This is a genomic window from Flavobacterium mekongense (assembly GCF_047038255.1).
Taxonomy (GTDB): Bacteria; Bacteroidota; Bacteroidia; order Flavobacteriales; family Flavobacteriaceae; genus Flavobacterium; species Flavobacterium mekongense.
The window spans coordinates 701,403-719,866 of record NZ_CP174374.1 but is presented as its reverse complement, the minus strand read 5'-3'; the positions used below and the strand labels follow the sequence as shown (position 1 = coordinate 719,866).

Here is an 18,464-nt window from a genome sequence, read left to right as displayed (position 1 = left end):
TTATGAAAATTACTATTGTAGCCGGTGCCCGACCTAATTTTATCAAAATTGCGCCCATTATTAAAGCCATTGAAAGAAAACAAAACGAAGGCGTTGACATTACTTACCGATTAGTACATACCGGCCAACATTATGATAAAAACCTCAGCGATACCTTTTTTGAAGAATTGAACATTCCGCATCCTAATGCAAACTTGGAAGTAAAAAGCGGAACGCAAGCCGAACAAACCGGAGCCATTATGGTGGCTTTTGAAAAGGAGTTACAACAACATCCTTGTGATTTGGTTTTGGTTGTTGGCGATGTCAATTCGACTATGGCCTGTGCTATTGTAGCCAAAAAAAGTCACATCAAAGTTACCCACGTTGAAGCCGGAATTCGTTCCGGAGACATGAGCATGCCGGAGGAAATTAACCGAATTGTAACAGACAGTATCACCGACTATTTTTTCACAACCTCAACCACGGCTTCGGAAAACTTACTGAAATATGGTGCAAATCCCAACGATATTCACTTTGTGGGCAACGTGATGATCGACACTTTACACCAAAATTTAAACCGAATCTCAACGCCGTTTTTTTGGGATGAATTCGGACTAAGCCCCGGAAATTACATCGTTTTAACGTTACATCGCCCGGCTAATGTAGATGAAGCGCAATCGTTACTAACCTTGTTGGAAGGGATAGATGCTTTGGCTGGTGAGAAGAAAATAATTTTTCCGGTACATCCACGTACTAAAGCCATTTTAGGTGATAAGTCATTCGAACTGAAAAACACCCTTATGGTGGAACCGCAAGGCTATTTGAATTTTATGTATTTGGTTAAAAACAGTTTTGCAGTAATTACCGACTCAGGAGGAATCTCGGAGGAAACTACGGTTTTGGGCGTTCCGTGTTTTACCATGCGCAACAATACCGAAAGACCCGAAACTCAAACCATCGGAACCAATACTTTGGTAGGAACGTCTATAGAAAATCTGAAAAAAATATTCAGTGCCTTTTTGAAAAACGGTCCGAAACCTGCAGGTATCCCGGAACTTTGGGATGGAAAAGCTTCCGAGCGCATCGTCGAAATTCTGTTGAAAAAGTAATGGAAGAAATTCTCATTATATCCAATTACTATCCGCCCGAAAAAGGCGCTGCTGCCAATAGAATTGAACAATTGGCGCTCAAACTACAGGAGAATAATTACAAGGTTGCTGTGGTTTGTCCGCTGGGAAATTATCCTAAAGGAGAACTCTTTCCTGAATATAAAGGTAAATTCTCGGTAACTGAAAATCGAGATAATATCACTGTAAAAAGACTTTGGATTTATCCGAGTGTGAGTAAAAATCTCTTGATTCGCATCCTTTCGGTTTTGTCATTTTCGTTGAGTTTGTTTTGCTATTTATTGTTTCGCAAGACGCCCAAAAAGATTGTTGTACAATCGCCTCCATTGTTGTTGTCGTTTCTGTCGGTCATGGTTTTATCGCTTAAAAAGAAAAAAATCATTCTCAACATTTCCGATTTGTGGCCCTTGGCTGCGTTGGAATTAAAGGCAATAAAAGAAGGCTCTTTTTCGCATAAAATCTCTTTGTTCATGGAGCGTTTCCTATACAAGAAAGCAACGGTTATCATTGGACAATCTGAAGAGATTCTCACTCATGTAAAGACGCTTTTCCCTGAGAAGAAGGCTTTGCTTTACCGAAACTTTCCAGATCATAAAACCAGTGCTTTCGAGTTAAAAACAACGGAAGATGAACCGGTGAAGTTATTTTTTGCCGGACTTTTAGGAATTGCCCAAGGCGTATCCGAATTGTGTCAGCAAATTGATTTAAAAGACTTGAATATCGAATTGCATTTGTTTGGTGATGGTGCCGAAAAAGCCGCTATTGAATCGCATATAGCCAATGGACGAAACCCTAAAGTTTTTTATCATGGCATGCTGGATAGAAAGTCCTTACACGAAACGCTGAAAACCTTCGATATTGCTCTGGTACCTTTAAAAACAAGAATTTACGGCTCGGTTCCTTCCAAAATTTTTGAATATACTGCTTTGGGTTTTCCGGTGTTGTATTTTGGTGGCGGAGAAGGCGAAACTATTGTAGCGGAAAACCAATTGGGTTGGGTCGCTTCGGTGGGGAATTTTGAAGAATTGAATCAAAAATTAGTCGAAATTTCCAAACTTAACAAAGCCGATTTGGCAACGATGAAACAAAGTGTTTTCAATAAAGCCAACATTGCTTTCGACTTAAACAATCAGCTGAAGAATTTGATTGAAAAAGAAGTGTTTTAATAGGCTTTATCTTCCCCTTTAAAGATATTGATTACCGTTTGAAGGATAATTTTTAAGTCCATAATCATCGACCAATTTTCGATGTAAAAAACATCTAACTTGATTCGATTTATCATGTCTTCTTCAGTTTCAATTTCACCACGGAATCCTTTTACCTGCGCTAAGCCGGTAATACCCGGTTTTACATAATGACGTACCATGTACTTTTTTATACGACTGGCATAAGCCTTGTTTTGCGACCATAAATGCGGTCTTGGCCCAACTACCGACATATCACCTATAAGTACATTGAAAAATTGCGGGAGTTCGTCAACGCTGGTTTTGCGCATAAACTTTCCGACTTTTGTAACTCTGGGATCATTTTTTGAAGCTTCTTTTTCCGTGTGGCGGTTCACCTGCATTGAGCGAAACTTATAGCAAAAAAACTCTTGTTCGTCTAAGCCAGGTCTTCCTTGTTTAAAAAACACCGGTCCTTTGGATTCCAACTTGATTAAAATGGCCAGAATAGGAATAAGCCAAGACAACAAAAATACAATTACAATTAATGAAAATACAATGTCAAAGGCACGTTTGATCCCTTTGATATAAGGGTTGTGCAATTGGGTTTTTTGGAGTGATAAAACCGGAAATAGTTCGTAATAATCGATCTTCAGGTTTTTGGAAAAAATTTCTTTGGTATCTGGAATGAACTTGATTGCCTTTTTATTATCATCGGCAAATTCTACCAAGTCTTTTAGTTTTTCGTTCGAAATTTCATTTAGGGAGCAATAAATTTCATCGATTTTATTTTCGATTACATAATGTTTTATATCATCTACTTTTCCTAAAACTTCCGGGTTTTGTTTCTTATCTGAAAAATACCCGAAGAATCTGTATCCATAATCTCTCCTGTTTTCAAAAACTTCTTTCAATCTTATGGCTTCCGGTGTGTATCCGATAATCACGGCATTTCTGAAGTTGCTACCGGTTACTAAACGGTATTTCTTTAAATAGAAGAACAAAAAATACTTGAATGCCACAATCATTACGAAGCTAAAAGTCATTAAAACGGCTATAGCTTTTCCGCTGAAAATCGCTGTTTTAGCAAAAGGAAAAAAAGCGATGACTACCAGTAAAAAAATACTGAACTGTTTGACGAGCTTAGTGATAATTTCTACAGGTGTAGTAAATCGGAACACTTCATAGTACTTAACAATCAAGGCAATGAATAACCAAGTTACCGTTTGATAGGTCAAGTAATACCAGTAATTAAGGTTTAACTCTCTGAAAAAATACAAACTCAGAGTGGTAATTACGATCAAATCAAACAATACACTGATTGGTCTGATATACTTTGAATATCTTCCTGTTTGTTGTGCCGTCATACGATACTAGTGGATATATCCCTTGAAATCTTTGTGCTCTTCTTTCAAAAGTTCTTCAGAAGTAAGAGATTTAAAATATTCGTAAGTAAGTTTCATTCCTTCTTCACGCTTTACTTTGGCTTCCCAACCTAAAATCTCTTTGGCTTTAGTCGTATCGGGTTGGCGTTGTAAAGGATCATTTATTGGTAGTGGATGGTAAACCACTTTTTGATTTGTCCCGGTTAATTTGATAATCTCATCGGCAAAATCTTTAATGCTAATTTCATCCGGATTACCAATGTTTACTGGATAAGGATAATCCGAATGCAACAAGCGGAAAATACCTTCCACCTGATCGGTTACATAACAAAATGATCGGGTTTGACTGCCATCACCAAAAATAGTTAAATCTTCTCCTCGAAGGGCTTGCCCTATGAAGGCAGGAATCACACGTCCATCGTTAAGTCGCATTCTTGGGCCGTAAGTATTGAATATTCTCACTATACGGGTTTCCAATCCGTGGAAAGTATGGTAAGCCATTGTAATAGATTCCTGAAAGCGTTTGGCTTCATCGTAAACGCCTCTCGGACCAATGGTGTTTACATTGCCGTAGTAGTCTTCTGTTTGCGGATGCACTAACGGATCACCATAGACTTCAGAGGTTGACGCAATTAAAATTCTGGCTTTTTTTACCCTGGCTAGTCCTAACAAATTGTGGGTTCCCAATGACCCGACTTTTAGGGTTTGAATGGGGATTTTTAAGTAATCTATTGGGCTGGCCGGTGAAGCGAAATGTAAAATATAGTCTAATTTTCCGGGGACATGAACAAACTTGGTTACATCGTGGTGGTAGAACTCAAAGTTTTTATCTTTAAATAAGTGTTCGATATTTTTTAAATCTCCTGTGATTAAATTATCCATTCCAATCACATAATATCCTTCGGCAATAAATCGGTCACACAAATGAGAACCTAAAAAACCTGCGGCTCCGGTAATTAATATTCTTTTCATATAACTTGGTCGGGTTTGGATTTCTCGAGAGAAATTCCGGAATTAAAAAGACAATAAAGTGTTGTGAAAAAAACCACCCCTCTTTGTCTCCATAAAAATGATTCGGTCAAAAATAAACTTATCATTAGAATTGCGAAAGCAAAATGCACAAAATCTTTTGTGTTATATGCGTTTTTAACGTTAATAATCAACATTATTAACAATAGTATAAAACCAAAAAGACCTAACTCTGCAAAATTTTGAACATATTGGTTGTGGAAGTTTTTGGTTTGATAACCATCTGTGCCATCATAACCCATGTATAAATTGTATTGTTGGGCTTTTTCTTGAATTTTAGGGTAAGAAGCATTGAGGCCGAAACCGGTTAAGAAAACGGCGTCTTCTTGAATTAGTTCGGTAAAAATTCTGAACTGGTAAACCCGGAAAGCGGTACCCGGGAAATAATCGTTTGGTGTAAATGTCGGATTGGTCCAAGCCTCTTTTATACTGACATAATGTACGCCTTGCGGAACACCCTCGATAACATTGGCACTTAGACTTTTATCGGTATTGGTTTGAAACTCTACCTGAAAACGGTGTTTGATTCTTCCAATCGAAAAAACAAGTCCTATCAACAATACAAAAACTATCAAATTTCGCAATCGCAATCGATGGGCTGACTTGGAGAAAAAGAAAAGATATATCAGACTCAACAACAACACGATTAACACTATGTTTTTAGACGAAAGTAATAGAATGAATCCCAAAAGAAAAACAGCAAATAAAGTGTCCCTTTGGGTTCTGAGAGTCTTGGTAAAAAAATAAAAAAAGGCTACGGCCGCAAAAACAGAAACGTGAATGGCGTTGAGCAACTTGGGTACCAATCCGAAATCGTCTTCATTACCACCGTGGTAAAAAAACGCTCTTGTATCATGATTTAAGGCGAAACGGATAAGGGCTCTGATTATAAAAAATGCAGCCAAAATCAGCATTGCATAGCTGTAAGTTGCAATAATCTTCTGTTTTTGTTCTTTAGTAAAATCTTTCCCTAACAAAAAGCCCAACGGAATAATTAATAACGGAATCTCTTTAAACAACGCGGCAAGAGAGCTTTTTTGATCTATTGACCAAAAGCAAGAAATAGCCATTAGAAAGAATAATACGATCGGAAGCAGTAATGAAATTTGGATTTTAAAATGCGTTTTGCGAAATCCTACCAACGTAAAAATTAGAAAAACACCCATCGCCACATTATTTGCGGCATAAACTAAGGGAACTGTTAACAGTAATAGAAGGGTTGGAAGGAAAGAACTATTGTTCTGATTTTCTTTTCTGAGACTTTGCAAAACAGTCTTCAAAGAGTTGTAAATATTCCCCATTTATTTTGTCCCAATTAAATTCGTTAACGATAGCGTCGTAGTTGTTTTGAACTAATTGCAAGTTATCATTTTTTTTGATAGCATTGAGAATATTTTTGACCTCCTGAGCGTTAGAAAAATAGTAGCTGTTGTTTTTTAAGATGCCTTTATTAAAATCGTTGTTATGAGCAATAACCAATGCTTTTGAAGCCATAGCTTCCAAAAGCGACGGATTGGTTCCGCCAACCGAATGCCCATGAAAATACAGATTCGAAAAATAGCGTAAATTATTGAGGTGTTCAAGGTTGTAAATACCGCCTAAAAACCTAATATTTTCGTGAGCTTTGAATTTATTTTTAAGGTATTCTCCGTATTTGGTTTCGTGCTTTCCTATTACCAAAATAGGCGTTTTATCTTCGTTCATGGCTACACCTTCCAATACCATATCTAAATTATTTTCGGGTTCAAAACGAGCCATTATCATGTTGTATTGCTCTTTCTCTAAGCCATATTCATTTAAAATAGATGCGTCGGGACTGTCAAAAGGATAGGCGCCATAAGCGATATAAGTAGACTCTTTTTTGTATTTGGTGTCGAGAAACTTTTGAATTCCTATAGAATCTGAAACCAAAAAATCGCTGCTGATTGCGGCCAATCTTTCGGCAAACTTCAGAAACTGCTGTACCGGTTTGGAATATTTGGTTCGCTTCCATTCCAAACCATCCATGTTAGTAATAATGATTGATTTTTTGGGTAGCAGAAAATACCAAATAGAATTACTGGTGTAACCCAACTGAAGAATAATATCAAAATTTCTTTTACGGGAGTCCATAATACAATTGTAATCGTATATGAACTGACCAAAAGTACCTAATTTGTATTCCGGATCATATTGGTGTATGATGTTAACACCGTGAAAAGATTTTTCCTGAAAAGGATGGTCATGGGAATTATAGCAATAAACCTCATGTCCTTTTTGTACCAAATACACTGAGAAGAATTCAGCAAATTGTTCAAAACCTCCGTAATAATTCGGCACACCACGGGTTCCTAGTATGGCTATTTTCATTGATTTCCTTTTTCAGGTGTCAAAAATAGGAAAATTCAACCCCTGATTAATCTCTTTTTAGAACATTTTTTTATCTGCACAAAAAGCCATCTTGAGTCGCGCTGGAAATGGATAATACAAAATCCATTTTCTATTAAAATAATTGTCGATAATGATTTTTATCATGTTGATTTTAAACTTTAATTTCTACTTTTGTTAATCAATTAAAAATCCTTGTTATGATTAACTTTGAAAAGCTTGAAAATAATTTAGAAGCGTTACGTATCCAATATTTAACGGCCCAACCTTTCCCTCATTTGATAATTGATGGTTTTTGTGATGAGGAAAAATTATCTAAAGCCTATGACGCTGTTCCTGAGTTAAATAACAAAAGTCGTGATTATTCTTTTGCTAACAATAAATTTGAAAAGTCAAATTACAAAGAAATTTGCCCTGAATTTTTAGCATTATACAATGATTTATCTTCAGAGCGATTTAATAATATTCTTGCTTTTATAACTGCCAAAAAAACGTTTGTAGATCCTAAAAATTTTGGTGGAGGACTTCATCAAGGGAAAAAAAATAGTTTTTTGGATATGCATTTGGATTTTAATTATCACCCTCTTAATAAAAATTGGTACCGTGAATTAAATCTTTTGCTTTACTTGAACAAAGATTGGAAGCCTGAATACAAAGGGCATTTGAAAATAAAAGATTTGCGAACCAACGAAGAAGTAGAATTAGCGGTACCATTTAACCGATTAATTATCCAACAATGTGCGCCTTACACTTTACACGGGTATGACATGACTAATTTTCCTGATGGGTGTTACAGAACCTCTATTGCTACTTATGCTTACCAAATTCACGAACGTTTGATTGAATCTCCGAGAACAACAGATTGGTTTCCAAAAGAGGACGCTTCGTTCTTGAAAAAGCAATTTGCGAAAAATTACAACTTTTTAGTAAAAACTAAGAATAAATTTTTTGGAAGCGCAACGGCTAAAAATCAGTAATTCTGATATTTAGAGTAAATTGTAGCCTTTAATAGTCTCTTCAGCTGTTTTTTCCCAAGTGTATTGTTCCAAGATTTTTTGTTTTAATTTTGGGTTAACCGGAGCATTGTAGGCCAAATCTAAAGCTTTTCTGATGGATGCTACATCATCTGGTTCACAGTAAAAAGCATAGTCTTCGAAATAATCTACAGTATCTCCTTTTTTGGTAACTACAATATTGCATCCCATGGCCGCCGCTTCAAGCGAAGACAATCCAGGGGTTTCCATCCAACTGACTAAGGCGTGTACTTTGGCAACTTTGTATAAATTTTTTAGTTCCTCATGAGGAATTGTTCCCAAGAAATAAACATTTTCTCCGGCCTCTCGGCGTACTTGCTCAACATATTTTGCTTGATTAACTGATTCTTTACCCACTAAAATCAATTTGTAATTCGAATTTTTAACAGCTCGAACCAAGTTTAAGGTTGACTTTCTTCCTTCTATTCTGGCTGCACAAACAATACAACCTCTAAATTTCTCGAAAGGATTGACCTCCGTTGATTCCTGGTCATCAAAAAATATGGCTTTGTCTACTGCGTTGGGTACACTTACAAACTTGTATTCGTTTAAATGGTATTCTTTGGCAACGCGATTCATCTCTGAAACCGAATTGGGCAAAAAAACAGCTGTGTTGTCAACAATTTCTTTGGTTATTTTATAATTTCCTTTCAAAAGCATTTCATAAACACCTTTGTGCATTCTTTTTTCTTTGAAATGCTTAACAAAAATCTTGATATAATTAATTTGATAGGGAGATAAAAAGTTTGCTAATTTTTGAAAAAGACCTCCACGTGCCTTTCTTTCAAATTCTGTGTATAGACCATAAATGGTTGAAAGTACAATTTTCTTGTTTTGTTTTTTTGCATTTCGCATTTGCAAATAGATGTCTTCGGGATCCATCAAATTGAAAAGATGAACAAAATCGTAAGGCTCTAAATTCGGTTCAAATTCAAGAGAAATATCTACCTGCACTCCTTTTTTTTCAAGAAACTCTTTTGTTTTCAACATTTGGATTAAATCTCCTCCGGGCGCATCGAACAGATTGGTCCTTGTTTGAAATAAAACTTTCATATACTGTGATTGATAGTTGCAAATATAGTTTTTATTAGTAGTTTTACATTCCTTCAAAACATAAAAAATAGTAAATGAAAAAAGTGCTATTCCTTTTTGGAACTCGTCCTGAGGCGATTAAAATGGCTCCATTAATTTCAAGTTTTTCTTCAGACAAAAATTTTGTAGTCAAGGTTGGTGTGACAGCACAACATCGTGAAATGCTCGATCAGGTTTTGTCTTTTTTCGAAATCAAAGTGGATTACGATTTGAACATCATGAAGCCCAACCAGTCGCTTCATCAACTTACTTCAGATTTGATTACAAGAATTACAAATGAAATTCTTCAGAAGGAACATTTTGATTACGTTTTTGTACAAGGAGACACCACTACTGTTTTGGCATCTGCTTTGGCAGCATTTTATCAAAAAATAGAAGTAGTTCATATAGAAGCGGGGTTAAGAAGCGGTGACATGCTTTCTCCTTTTCCCGAAGAAATGAATAGGGTTTTAACCTCAAAAATAGCTGCTTTTCATTTTTGCCCAACTGAAATATCCAAACAAAACCTGATGCGAGAGAATATTAAAAAAAATGTGTTTGTGGTTGGCAATACTGTTATTGATGCTCTTTTGGAAGGATTAAAAAAAATTAAGAAGTCGGGAGAGGAAATGCTACATTTAAAGTATTGTGGAATTGATTTTTCAAAAAAAATCATATTAGTTACTTGTCATCGCAGAGAAAATTTTGGCAAACCTTTTGAAGAAATTTGTGAAGCATTATTAGAAATTGCTTCATCACAAAAAGAACAAGTAGAAATTGTATATCCTGTGCACTTAAATCCAAATATTAAAGAGATAGCCCATCAAAAATTAATAGCGGAAAATATCAAATTAATCCCTCCTCTTGATTATCCGGATTTAATTTGGATGATGAATAAAAGCAATATTATACTAACAGACTCCGGGGGTATTCAAGAAGAAGCCCCAAGCTTGGCAAAACCAGTATTAGTGATGAGAACTGTTACTGAACGTACTGAAGGCATTGCGTCGGGAACAGCAATATTAGTGGGTTCTGATAAAACAAAAATTGTTAATGAAACCCTGAAGCTTATTCAAAATAAAGATTATTATGCCACTATGTCCAATGCTTCTAATCCTTATGGTGATGGAACCACAAGCCAACAAATTAGACAGATACTACTGGAGGCTTAGTTTGGCTCGCTGACCTAAAATAAAACAATGCTCCGAGTATAAATATAATAATATCTCTAGAATTGTAAATTCCGGTAATGGTTAAAGTGGTGAAAAGATAAACCAACCCAATGGCTGAAATGAAAATTGTGAAAAAGTTTTTCTCCAAGTAGATGATTTTGTACCAATTGAGCAACAATGCCAAATAAATTAAAAGCCCTAAAAAACCAACTTTGTATAATAAATAAATATACCCGTTGTGAAGTTCTGATATGTATTTCATCCCCTTATCATTGTAATTATCGGTCAATGGAGCAAAAAATTTAAGATTCACTAATGACCCATAACCACAACCTATTAGATAACTTTCGGGGTTTTCATTCATTAAGGCAATAGCCCTTTTGGCTTCATAACCTCGCCAATGATCCCAAAGGTCTTTGTGATCTTCTCTGTCAATTTTAGTTACAAAAATTTCTGCCGGTGCCATTTTTACTTTGTATAAAAAAGCCTCAAACCCTTCTTTAGCTCTTTGTACTTTAACGGAATACAAATAAACATATAGCAAAATCACACTTAAAAAAAGCATCCCTATAATTCTCAAACCTTTCTTGGTGATTACAGTATAACCATAAACAGAAAGCAATAAAATGACAAAGACACCAATCATTGTTCTGGACAAATAAAGAAAATTTGAGGCTGCCAAAATGCCTGCTATTAAACGGTGTTTTGACTGAGAGTCAAAAAGCCTTTCCCCTTGGTATTTTTTATAAAAAATTAAAAAAATCAAAGCAAACAATTCTAAAAAGTTGTCCCTACCGTATTCTCGAATTGAGGAAACTGAACCAGAAAACAAATCAGAAATAGTAAAAAGCACTAAAAAATGTATCACTGCCGAAACAAAACCGCAAAGGACAATAATCTTAACAAACTGTTTGAAATTATTTATTTTTTTGAAAAAAAAGTAACCTATCAAACACCCTAAAATAGGTTTGATGATATGAAAAATATCTTTTAAAATACTTACTAAACCATACTTATTAAAGAGAATCCCAATAAACCCTAAAAAGAAAATATAGAGCATAGGCTTAAGTTGGTTCAAAAACGATTTGGAGAAGACAATCCTTTCGAATAGTAAATAAAAAAACAATACCGCCAGTTGTAAAAAGGTGTTAAATCGAAATGAAGACACATACAACTGCGAAAAAATCACCAAGACAAACAGTATGGTATAAAACTTTTCTTTTTGAATCTTCATTAGTAAACTTCCTTAAAGGTTGTCAAAATTAATGCAATTACTCACTGGCGAGTACTTTTTTAATTTTTTTTACCAACTTATTAATCTTTAGTGCCAACAATATCAAACTTTTTTCAATACCGCTGTAATGTTTTGAGAGGTAAATTTCATAGCCTCTGATTAACATTGGATTTTTAGCCCTAGTAAATCCAACATAGTGAATGTAACTATAACACGGAAGAAAAACTCGTTTATAGCCTATATCTGCAATTTTTTTACAAAAATCAACATCTTCAACATATAGGAAATAATCTTCGTCAAAACCGCCTATTTGATTGTAAATACTTTTGGGTAACATTAAAAATGAACCGCCAAGCCAATCTACCTCATAAGCGCTTTTCGTAAATTTCCCTTGAATAAATTCATCACTGATTTGAAGTAGCCTTTTCATCAAAAACATATTAGAAACCGAAGGGAAATTGCCTGCCGCGGGTAGATACTTTTTATCACCATTCAACATATTTATGCCCACTACACCAATACTTTTATCAAATTTTAAATACTCAAGCACCGGGAGAAGTTGGTCTAAAACGATGGTGTCATTGTTAATTAGTAATAAATATTCTCCTTTGGCTTGTTTAACCGCCTCGTTATTCCCTTTGCCAAAGCCATAGTTAAGAGCTGAAGCTATTAGTTTGACTTCGGGGAAATTGGATTTAAGATAATCACAACTGTTATCCCTTGAATTGTTATCGAGAACTATTATTTCAAAGTTGATTCCTGTTAAATTTCGGTACAAGGAATCCAAGCAATCTTTAAAAAATTTTGCCCCATTATAATTGACAATGATGACCGATAATTCTTTTTCCATTCTAGAATAAAGTATAAAATCCCAATTTCTTTTTTATATAATAAAGACAAAGCAGGTTAATCAAAACATTGGTAAATAAACTGGCTAAGGCTGCACCCTCTATTCCATATTTCGGTATTAAAAGATAACTTAAAACCAAATTGAAAAAGAAACTGAAAATCGTAATATTTCTAAGTACTTTTTGATTCTCTGTCATGTTTAATATTTGGTCTACATTACCGGCCATTGCACTAAAAAGCACGCCTATCGAAACAATAATCATAGTAGTTCCGCCGGCAATTACTTCGGTTCCCCAATAAGATAAAATATAGTCGCTGAATACAATTAAGCCCAAAACAATCGGAATCGATAAAACGGCTATAAGTCGGGTTGCATTGTGGGTAAGTTTTTTTAATTGAATCAAATCATTTTGACCATAAAGCTCTGCCATTCTCGGTGTGATTATCGTGCTAACCGATACGATTACCAAAAAGCCAACACTACCGATTTTATAAGCGATATTATAAATACCAACCTGCTCATCATTTGTCATTATACCCAACAAAATTACGTTGGTATAATTTAGTAAATACATAAACAACCCACTAAAAAGTAGCGGCGTGGCGGTTTTGATTAATGCTACCGTTGAAATGGAGATGGTTTCTTTTTGGGGATTTAATTCAAAAATCGTCAGTGCTTCGAATAAAACAGTTAAAAATATGGCAACGGCAAAAGCCAGAAATGAGAAGTGATTGTCTTGACCTGTGTAAAAAAATAGATAAAGAAATGCTATCAGCAACAGGTTGGGAATTACAAACATGAAAAGATTAAATTTCATGAAATTTTTAGTGGCAATCAAAAAATAAAGGAAGATTTCATGCACAATAAACAACGGTATTGAAAGGGCTGCAATCAAAAAATAGTTGATTAGTTCAGTGTTATGGAACACCGTTTCAGACAAGAAATCTTTTCCGAAATAAAAAAACAAGACCGGTATCACCGAAAAGAGCAATGAGCCTTTTAATCCTTTGATCAATAGTCTTTTAGCTTGAAGAAAGTTAAAATTATGATTGCCTATAATCTTTATCAGCGTATTGGGAATTCCCAAAGTAAAAAAAATAGCAATCAATTGTGACAGCGCAAAAACTAAAGAAAAGTTTCCAAAAGTCGCCACTCCAAACATACGGGTAATTAAAACAGATGTTAGGAATGAGGTTCCCAGTCCAAAAATTCTAAAAATAAAATTTACTCCTGAGGATGAAATTATTTTTTTGAAATTACTGTTTAGTTGGATCATTTTGAGGATATTACAAAGAATTTTTAGTGCTGTTTGCTAACCACAAAAAAATATTGGTAACTAAAAAATTCTTCAAATATTCCAAAAGTAATCAAATTTATTGCCTTTGTAAATGATTTTCCTTTAAAGTTTTTGATTGAGCTTTCTTGTTTTACTACTTTAAATCCCGAAGTCTCCAAAAGCTCCTGAATGTTTTTTCTGCAGTAAAAACGCATGTGTGTGTAATCAAAAATTCCACTTTCTTCGTATCTGAAATCTCCTTTTAAGAAAATTTGTTTGAAGGCAGAATAATGGCGAATATTGGGCATACTCACAATCATATTCCCGTCGTTTTTGAGACATTTCTTTAGTTTTTTTAACGCGCTTTTTGGTTCTATCAAATGCTCCAATACATCCGGAAGTAAGATGATGTCAAAATAATTGTCGAATTCCGACAGTTCCAAGTTTTCAATATTTCCAAAAATAAACCTGTCTGTTGACTTGTAGTTTTGCTTATTCTTAGTGTCTTCAAAAAGATCAATTCCAACAGTTTCGGTTGCAATGCCCTTTTGTTTTAAATAATCAAGTGTTGCTCCATAGGCCGCTCCAACTTCTAGAACCTTAATTCCTTTAAGATTAGAATCTATCAAACCAACAATGTCTTTTCTGATGTTGGAATAATAATCTGAGGCTTTTTTGTCGTAATTCATATTACTGGTTTATTTTAAAAGAAAAAAGGAAGTTTTTACACTTCCCTTTCATTATTTTATCATTTTGCTTATTTCAGCCTTAAGTGATTCCGTTGCTGTAAATATCGGATCGTATGGTTCGCCTTCTATAGGTTTAGGCTTCGCAATTGCCTTGTCCCTGATATATTCAACTTGGTTGTTATTCCCAAAGTAGTAAATAAATAAAGTGTCTTTGGCTTCAAATTTTTTATCAAAATATTTCATTCTGAAATTTAAAATCTTCACTTCTCTTTGTTCCTTATTTCCTCCTAAATCAAATCGTAAAGAAGAGGGAGCAGCGTCTTCAGGTAATTTAAAAATTACTTCTTGTGGCTCATTTTTCCCTTTTACCGCAACATCAACATATTTATCTGCAGGATATAAATCACTTCCGTCCTCGTTGTAATAAATTTGAAAATTATCATCTTTTTGAACAACTAAATCCAAGATAACATTAAAAGATTTGTCTTCTTCAACCTTTGGCGTTTCAATCGCCTTATCATTCTTACAAGATGTTAAAGAAACTAGTAAAACCAGTACTCCGGAGAAAAAAAATTGCTTCATTTTTACATAATTATTTGTGCAAATATAGATAACTTATTAAAAAAACTTAGTCTTAGGGAATATTTATTTTTTTGCTATAAGTAAATAACCCTTTGATATTATCCTTATCCGTAAACAACACAGCTATAGTGTATTTTCCTGGTTTAAAATGTGTTTTGCTTACAGTCAGTTTGAAACCGGATTCTGTGTACTTAAACTTCCCTTTATAGGAATTCGTTACATCTTGTCTATTGACCTTTTCGGTTTCCATCTCATAGATTATTCTTCCGTTTATTAAATATATTTTATGACTGGAATTTGTAGTGTCTCCATTTTCAATTGTTGCCCATCCGCTTATAAAAACATTTCCTGATTGCACTTCACTTTGATCGATGTTCCCGATGGTTTTCGATGTTGAAACCGGAAGTTGATCAATCAATTTTGGTGGCGTTTGTTTATCTAAGTTTATTGTTGGAATTTGATCCAATATCTGGTAAGTCCAAACGTTGTTTTTATCTTTTATCCCAATGGCAATATTGTAGTTTTTTCCACTTAATCCGTCTGTAAACAACCTAGCAGAAAACCCCGAATTATCAACATTTCCCTTTTTATAGGCAGCGGTAACATCTTCTCTGAGGAATGATTTCGTTTTGCTAATAATTGTTTTTTCTTTATTGGTTAAAACTAAGTATATGGAATCATACTTATTGTCTGTTGTGTTTGCAAGATAAGCCCAACCTTTTAATTGAAGCACTCCATTATTAAAATTATTGGTTTCCACATTATAGGCAATCTTATCCTTTAGAAAACTAGGTCTAGTGATTATTGAAATTTTATTTGAGCCCTTAATTTCTTTATATACAGAGTCTATTTTATTAGTCTCTTCTCTTGTTGGTTTCAATGTGACTTTATTTTTACTTTTTGTTGAATATAAATAATAAAACCCATCTAAATATCTTAAATGCACTTTCTTTTTGAGCAACAAACTATTAAAATCTTCAAGGTATTTTGACGTTGTTATAAACAAATCATTGTCTTCAATAATTGCTACATCCAGATCCATTTTCAAGGAATCTTTGAATTTTTTATTCAAATCACCACTTTCTCTCGCTACATATCCACTGGTAATCGGAATTTTATTTTTTAGCGCAATAAAACAAAAATCCTGATAATCTAATTGGTAGGACAAATTGTTTTCAAATGGAGGATAGGAAATTATACGTTTAAATTTTGAAGTAATCAATGTCCATTTCTTCTCTGATATCTTTTTTATTTCATAATTACCCAAGGGTAAATCTCGAAACAACATCATTGGTTTGGTATCATAGATCTGAAATGCAAGTAATAAAGCAAATACCGGCAATTTTATAGTATCTGACACTTTAATTTTAATAAAAACAATAATTGAAAAGAAAAAAATTAAATAATAAACAAGCCAAATAAATCGTCCTGAAGCCCTAAAAACACCTCCAACTTTTTTAATAATATCTAAAACCGGAATCTCAAAAAGGGTCTTGTCATTATAAGTAACCAAATGTGTAATCGCAAAAAGAGTAATGAAAAAAGCTAAGATAAAAAGTGGAAGCAGTGTTCTATTTTTTAAAATATTCTTCTTTAAAAAATAATTCGCTATTACATACGTTACCGAAGTCAAAAACAAAACCATCATCCCTAAGCCTAAATATGCATAGCCTTCATACTGTTGCGGTCTTGCATATGGCATTTCAGGCAGAAAACTCGAAAATCCACTAGAATTAATAAAGGCATTCAAATTTGCGCCATACATTCCATAACTACCAACAACCTGCATATTGACATCATTTTGAAAACTTATCATCCCGGTTAAAAACCAAGCAAATAAAACCAATAATAATGCCGCTGAAAAATAAAAGAAAGCTTGTTTAAAGCTTATTAATTTGTCATAAAAATAATTCTTAAATGGAAGTATTAAATTAAATCCCGCCACCAATACAATAAAATACGGATTAATCAAGGCGCTTAAAACCAAAATAATTATCTGTTTAATATTGAGACTTTTAACGTTTTCAGAAGTAGCTTTACTCAAATAATAGTATAAAGAAGCCAATATTAACCAATGTCCACAAAGAGCAGGATGAAGTCCTCTAAATAATAACATTGGATTGAGTGCTACAAAAAAAACTGCAATCAAGATGTAAGCAATTTTTATGTTGAATAACTCAAGAATTTTAATGGTGTAAAACCCCATCAATAAATGACAGATTAAAAGCCAGAGGCCTAAATATTGGAAAGGCTCGGATAATAAAAAAGAAAATAATTTAAAAAAAAGTGCTAACAACGGAATGGAATCTGTGTAGCCAACTGTAGCTCCAACCGGATAATTAAAATTACTAATGTGACCCAAAGGAAATTGCCATGGTTCACTTCTAAAATAAGCCCAGCCTAAATAATGTTGTCCCCAGTCATGGTAAGCGGACATCAACCAGTTAATATTTCTCGGATTAACTATTTCAAAACCATAACATATTTGAAAACCAATAACGATTATAATCAGCGATAGAAAATAAACACTTATCTTTTCAAAATTCTCAAATTTTTTCATCATTAATACTTTCTATAAAATCTAAATATATTTTTGAATTCGGCGCACTGATGTTCTTTCTTGAACTCAATTGCAATAACAACACAATTAATGTAACCGAAAATAATTGTAAAATGATGCCTGAAATAATTAAAATAAGACTTGATGCCCAACCCGGAATGGCATAATTGGTAAATAATTTTTCGCCCAAAATATACATTACCGATAAAAAGCACAAAACAATCCCAATCAGCGAAAGTCTTAATATTTTGATGGAAATTTGGTCAAAGTAAACCGAAATTGAACTCAATCCATGAATAATCAAGCTATTGAAGTTCATTTTTGAAACACCTTTATACCGCTTACCCCTATCGAGCAAAACCATATCGTATGGTATTTTCGACTGTATAATACCTCCCGAATAGTGGTTCCAAATATTGTTTTGGTGGACAACTTTTCCTAAAAGCCCAATCGGAATAACGCTGAAATTTCCAAAACTTATTTTTTGATCCGTCAGATAATGAAACAGCGATTTGTAAAAATAATAGCCTATTTTGAAAAGGGTTGATTCCTGTCTTTTGTTGCGCTGGGCAAAAATAATTTTTCGTTGACTTTCTGTTTTAGCTTTTTCCAACAACGTTGGTATATCTTCAGGTCGATCTTCACCATCACTGTCAAGAACTACCACATAATCAACATTGTCAATTTCGTTGTAAACATATTGCAATCCGACCGCAATAGCCCTCTGATGACCAACATTCACTTTGAGGTTTAAAATAGTTGTTGGTAAACTTGGTTTCGTAATCTGGCGTTCTTCATTCGAGCCGTCATTAACCACAATCATGAGGAATTGGCAAGAACCGGTTTGACTCTCCTGTAGCTTTTTTAAATTAGCTGTCAAGATAGCCAAACTCTCCCAATCGTTATAAACCGGGACAACACAATAGATCTTTTTGACTTGGCTCAC

The 18,464-nt window shown here is 34.1% G+C and carries 16 protein-coding genes; 4 read left to right on the top strand and 12 right to left on the bottom strand.

Translation table 11 applies throughout. The features are described from left to right. The first annotated feature begins 2 nt into the window (after window positions 1-2). Both wecB (ACJG85_RS02985) and ACJG85_RS02980 read left to right on the top strand, forming a co-directional pair. The gene (wecB, locus tag ACJG85_RS02985) at window positions 3-1,088 is read left to right on the top strand and encodes a non-hydrolyzing UDP-N-acetylglucosamine 2-epimerase (RefSeq protein ID WP_412476885.1); all 1,086 of its coding nucleotides are present in this window, start codon (window positions 3-5) and stop codon (window positions 1,086-1,088) included. After that, window positions 1,088-2,272, top strand: a complete 1,185-nt coding sequence (locus ACJG85_RS02980) for a glycosyltransferase family 4 protein (protein WP_412464809.1) — start codon at window positions 1,088-1,090, stop codon at window positions 2,270-2,272. Before wecB (ACJG85_RS02985) ends, ACJG85_RS02980 begins: the two co-directional genes overlap by 1 nt. Here ACJG85_RS02980 and ACJG85_RS02975 read toward each other — a convergent pair. The 4 genes from ACJG85_RS02975 to ACJG85_RS02960 all read right to left on the bottom strand — a co-directional run bounded on the left by ACJG85_RS02975 (window position 2,269) and on the right by ACJG85_RS02960 (window position 7,032). After that, window positions 2,269-3,636 (bottom strand): undecaprenyl-phosphate glucose phosphotransferase, encoded by a 1,368-nt coding sequence (locus ACJG85_RS02975; protein ID WP_412464808.1) that lies wholly within the window; start codon window positions 3,634-3,636, stop codon window positions 2,269-2,271. The two genes, ACJG85_RS02980 and ACJG85_RS02975, sit on opposite strands and share 4 nt — an antisense overlap. Window positions 3,637-3,642: 6 nt before the next feature. Next, window positions 3,643-4,626: a UDP-glucuronic acid decarboxylase family protein gene (locus ACJG85_RS02970; RefSeq protein WP_409675219.1), complete on the bottom strand. Its 984-nt coding sequence runs from the start codon at window positions 4,624-4,626 to the stop codon at window positions 3,643-3,645. After that, complete coding sequence (locus ACJG85_RS02965; protein ID WP_412476884.1) at window positions 4,623-5,849, bottom strand: O-antigen ligase family protein; 1,227 nt, start codon at window positions 5,847-5,849, stop codon at window positions 4,623-4,625. Before ACJG85_RS02965 ends, ACJG85_RS02970 begins: the two co-directional genes overlap by 4 nt. A 67-nt stretch (window positions 5,850-5,916) precedes the next feature. Beyond that, entirely contained in the window at window positions 5,917-7,032 is a 1,116-nt protein-coding gene (locus ACJG85_RS02960; protein WP_412464806.1) for a DUF1972 domain-containing protein, read from the bottom strand. A 218-nt stretch (window positions 7,033-7,250) separates the two neighbouring features. Here ACJG85_RS02960 and ACJG85_RS02955 point away from each other — a divergent pair, with 218 nt between their 5' ends. Next, window positions 7,251-8,027, top strand: coding sequence for a 2OG-Fe(II) oxygenase (locus ACJG85_RS02955; protein ID WP_412476883.1), 777 nt, complete (start codon window positions 7,251-7,253; stop codon window positions 8,025-8,027). A gap of 9 nt (window positions 8,028-8,036) precedes the next feature. Here ACJG85_RS02955 and ACJG85_RS02950 read toward each other — a convergent pair whose 3' ends face one another. Continuing rightward, window positions 8,037-9,137, bottom strand: a complete 1,101-nt coding sequence (locus ACJG85_RS02950) for a glycosyltransferase family 4 protein (protein ID WP_412476882.1) — start codon at window positions 9,135-9,137, stop codon at window positions 8,037-8,039. A gap of 74 nt (window positions 9,138-9,211) precedes the next feature. Between ACJG85_RS02950 and wecB (ACJG85_RS02945) the strand changes: the two genes are divergently transcribed. Beyond that, window positions 9,212-10,327 (top strand): non-hydrolyzing UDP-N-acetylglucosamine 2-epimerase, encoded by a 1,116-nt coding sequence (gene wecB, locus ACJG85_RS02945; protein ID WP_412464803.1) that lies wholly within the window; start codon window positions 9,212-9,214, stop codon window positions 10,325-10,327. On the opposite strand, the gene ACJG85_RS02940 is transcribed toward wecB (ACJG85_RS02945), so the two are convergent. The 7 genes from ACJG85_RS02940 to ACJG85_RS02910 are packed head-to-tail and all read right to left on the bottom strand — an operon-like array spanning window position 10,302 to window position 18,464. Continuing rightward, window positions 10,302-11,561 carry an O-antigen ligase family protein gene (locus ACJG85_RS02940; protein WP_412464802.1) on the bottom strand — a complete coding sequence of 420 codons (1,260 nt, stop codon included), beginning with the start codon at window positions 11,559-11,561 and terminating at the stop codon, window positions 10,302-10,304. The two genes, wecB (ACJG85_RS02945) and ACJG85_RS02940, sit on opposite strands and share 26 nt — an antisense overlap. Window positions 11,562-11,598: 37 nt before the next feature. Next, window positions 11,599-12,411, bottom strand: a complete 813-nt coding sequence (locus ACJG85_RS02935) for a glycosyltransferase family 2 protein (RefSeq protein WP_412464801.1) — start codon at window positions 12,409-12,411, stop codon at window positions 11,599-11,601. 1 nt (window position 12,412) lies between these two features. Continuing rightward, on the bottom strand, window positions 12,413-13,687 hold the full coding sequence (locus ACJG85_RS02930) for a flippase (RefSeq protein WP_412464800.1): 1,275 nt from the start codon (window positions 13,685-13,687) through the stop codon (window positions 12,413-12,415). A 23-nt stretch (window positions 13,688-13,710) separates the two neighbouring features. After that, complete coding sequence (locus ACJG85_RS02925; RefSeq protein WP_412476881.1) at window positions 13,711-14,376, bottom strand: class I SAM-dependent methyltransferase; 666 nt, start codon at window positions 14,374-14,376, stop codon at window positions 13,711-13,713. A 51-nt stretch (window positions 14,377-14,427) separates the two neighbouring features. Next, the gene (locus tag ACJG85_RS02920; protein WP_412476880.1) at window positions 14,428-14,958 is read right to left on the bottom strand and encodes a hypothetical protein; all 531 of its coding nucleotides are present in this window, start codon (window positions 14,956-14,958) and stop codon (window positions 14,428-14,430) included. A 52-nt stretch (window positions 14,959-15,010) separates the two neighbouring features. After that, window positions 15,011-17,518, bottom strand: a complete 2,508-nt coding sequence (locus ACJG85_RS02915) for a DUF6311 domain-containing protein (protein ID WP_412476879.1) — start codon at window positions 17,516-17,518, stop codon at window positions 15,011-15,013. Beyond that, window positions 17,505-18,464, bottom strand: a complete 960-nt coding sequence (locus ACJG85_RS02910; protein ID WP_412476878.1) for a glycosyltransferase — start codon at window positions 18,462-18,464, stop codon at window positions 17,505-17,507. The genes ACJG85_RS02915 and ACJG85_RS02910 overlap by 14 nt, the downstream gene beginning before the upstream one ends.

Coding starts and splice junctions, on each gene's coding strand:
- ACJG85_RS02955 (WP_412476883.1), top strand. CDS start 7,251: ATGATTAACTTTGAAAAGCTTGAAAATAATTTAGAAGCGTTACGTATC.
- ACJG85_RS02975 (WP_412464808.1), bottom strand. CDS start 3,636: ATGACGGCACAACAAACAGGAAGATATTCAAAGTATATCAGACCAATC.
- ACJG85_RS02925 (WP_412476881.1), bottom strand. CDS start 14,376: ATGAATTACGACAAAAAAGCCTCAGATTATTATTCCAACATCAGAAAA.
- ACJG85_RS02970 (WP_409675219.1), bottom strand. CDS start 4,626: ATGAAAAGAATATTAATTACCGGAGCCGCAGGTTTTTTAGGTTCTCAT.
- ACJG85_RS02940 (WP_412464802.1), bottom strand. CDS start 11,561: ATGAAGATTCAAAAAGAAAAGTTTTATACCATACTGTTTGTCTTGGTG.
- ACJG85_RS02935 (WP_412464801.1), bottom strand. CDS start 12,411: ATGGAAAAAGAATTATCGGTCATCATTGTCAATTATAATGGGGCAAAA.
- ACJG85_RS02965 (WP_412476884.1), bottom strand. CDS start 5,849: ATGGGTGTTTTTCTAATTTTTACGTTGGTAGGATTTCGCAAAACGCAT.
- ACJG85_RS02950 (WP_412476882.1), bottom strand. CDS start 9,137: ATGAAAGTTTTATTTCAAACAAGGACCAATCTGTTCGATGCGCCCGGA.
- ACJG85_RS02930 (WP_412464800.1), bottom strand. CDS start 13,687: ATGATCCAACTAAACAGTAATTTCAAAAAAATAATTTCATCCTCAGGA.
- wecB (WP_412476885.1), top strand. CDS start 3: ATGAAAATTACTATTGTAGCCGGTGCCCGACCTAATTTTATCAAAATT.
- ACJG85_RS02980 (WP_412464809.1), top strand. CDS start 1,088: ATGGAAGAAATTCTCATTATATCCAATTACTATCCGCCCGAAAAAGGC.
- wecB (WP_412464803.1), top strand. CDS start 9,212: ATGAAAAAAGTGCTATTCCTTTTTGGAACTCGTCCTGAGGCGATTAAA.
- ACJG85_RS02915 (WP_412476879.1), bottom strand. CDS start 17,518: ATGAAAAAATTTGAGAATTTTGAAAAGATAAGTGTTTATTTTCTATCG.
- ACJG85_RS02960 (WP_412464806.1), bottom strand. CDS start 7,032: ATGAAAATAGCCATACTAGGAACCCGTGGTGTGCCGAATTATTACGGA.
- ACJG85_RS02920 (WP_412476880.1), bottom strand. CDS start 14,958: ATGAAGCAATTTTTTTTCTCCGGAGTACTGGTTTTACTAGTTTCTTTA.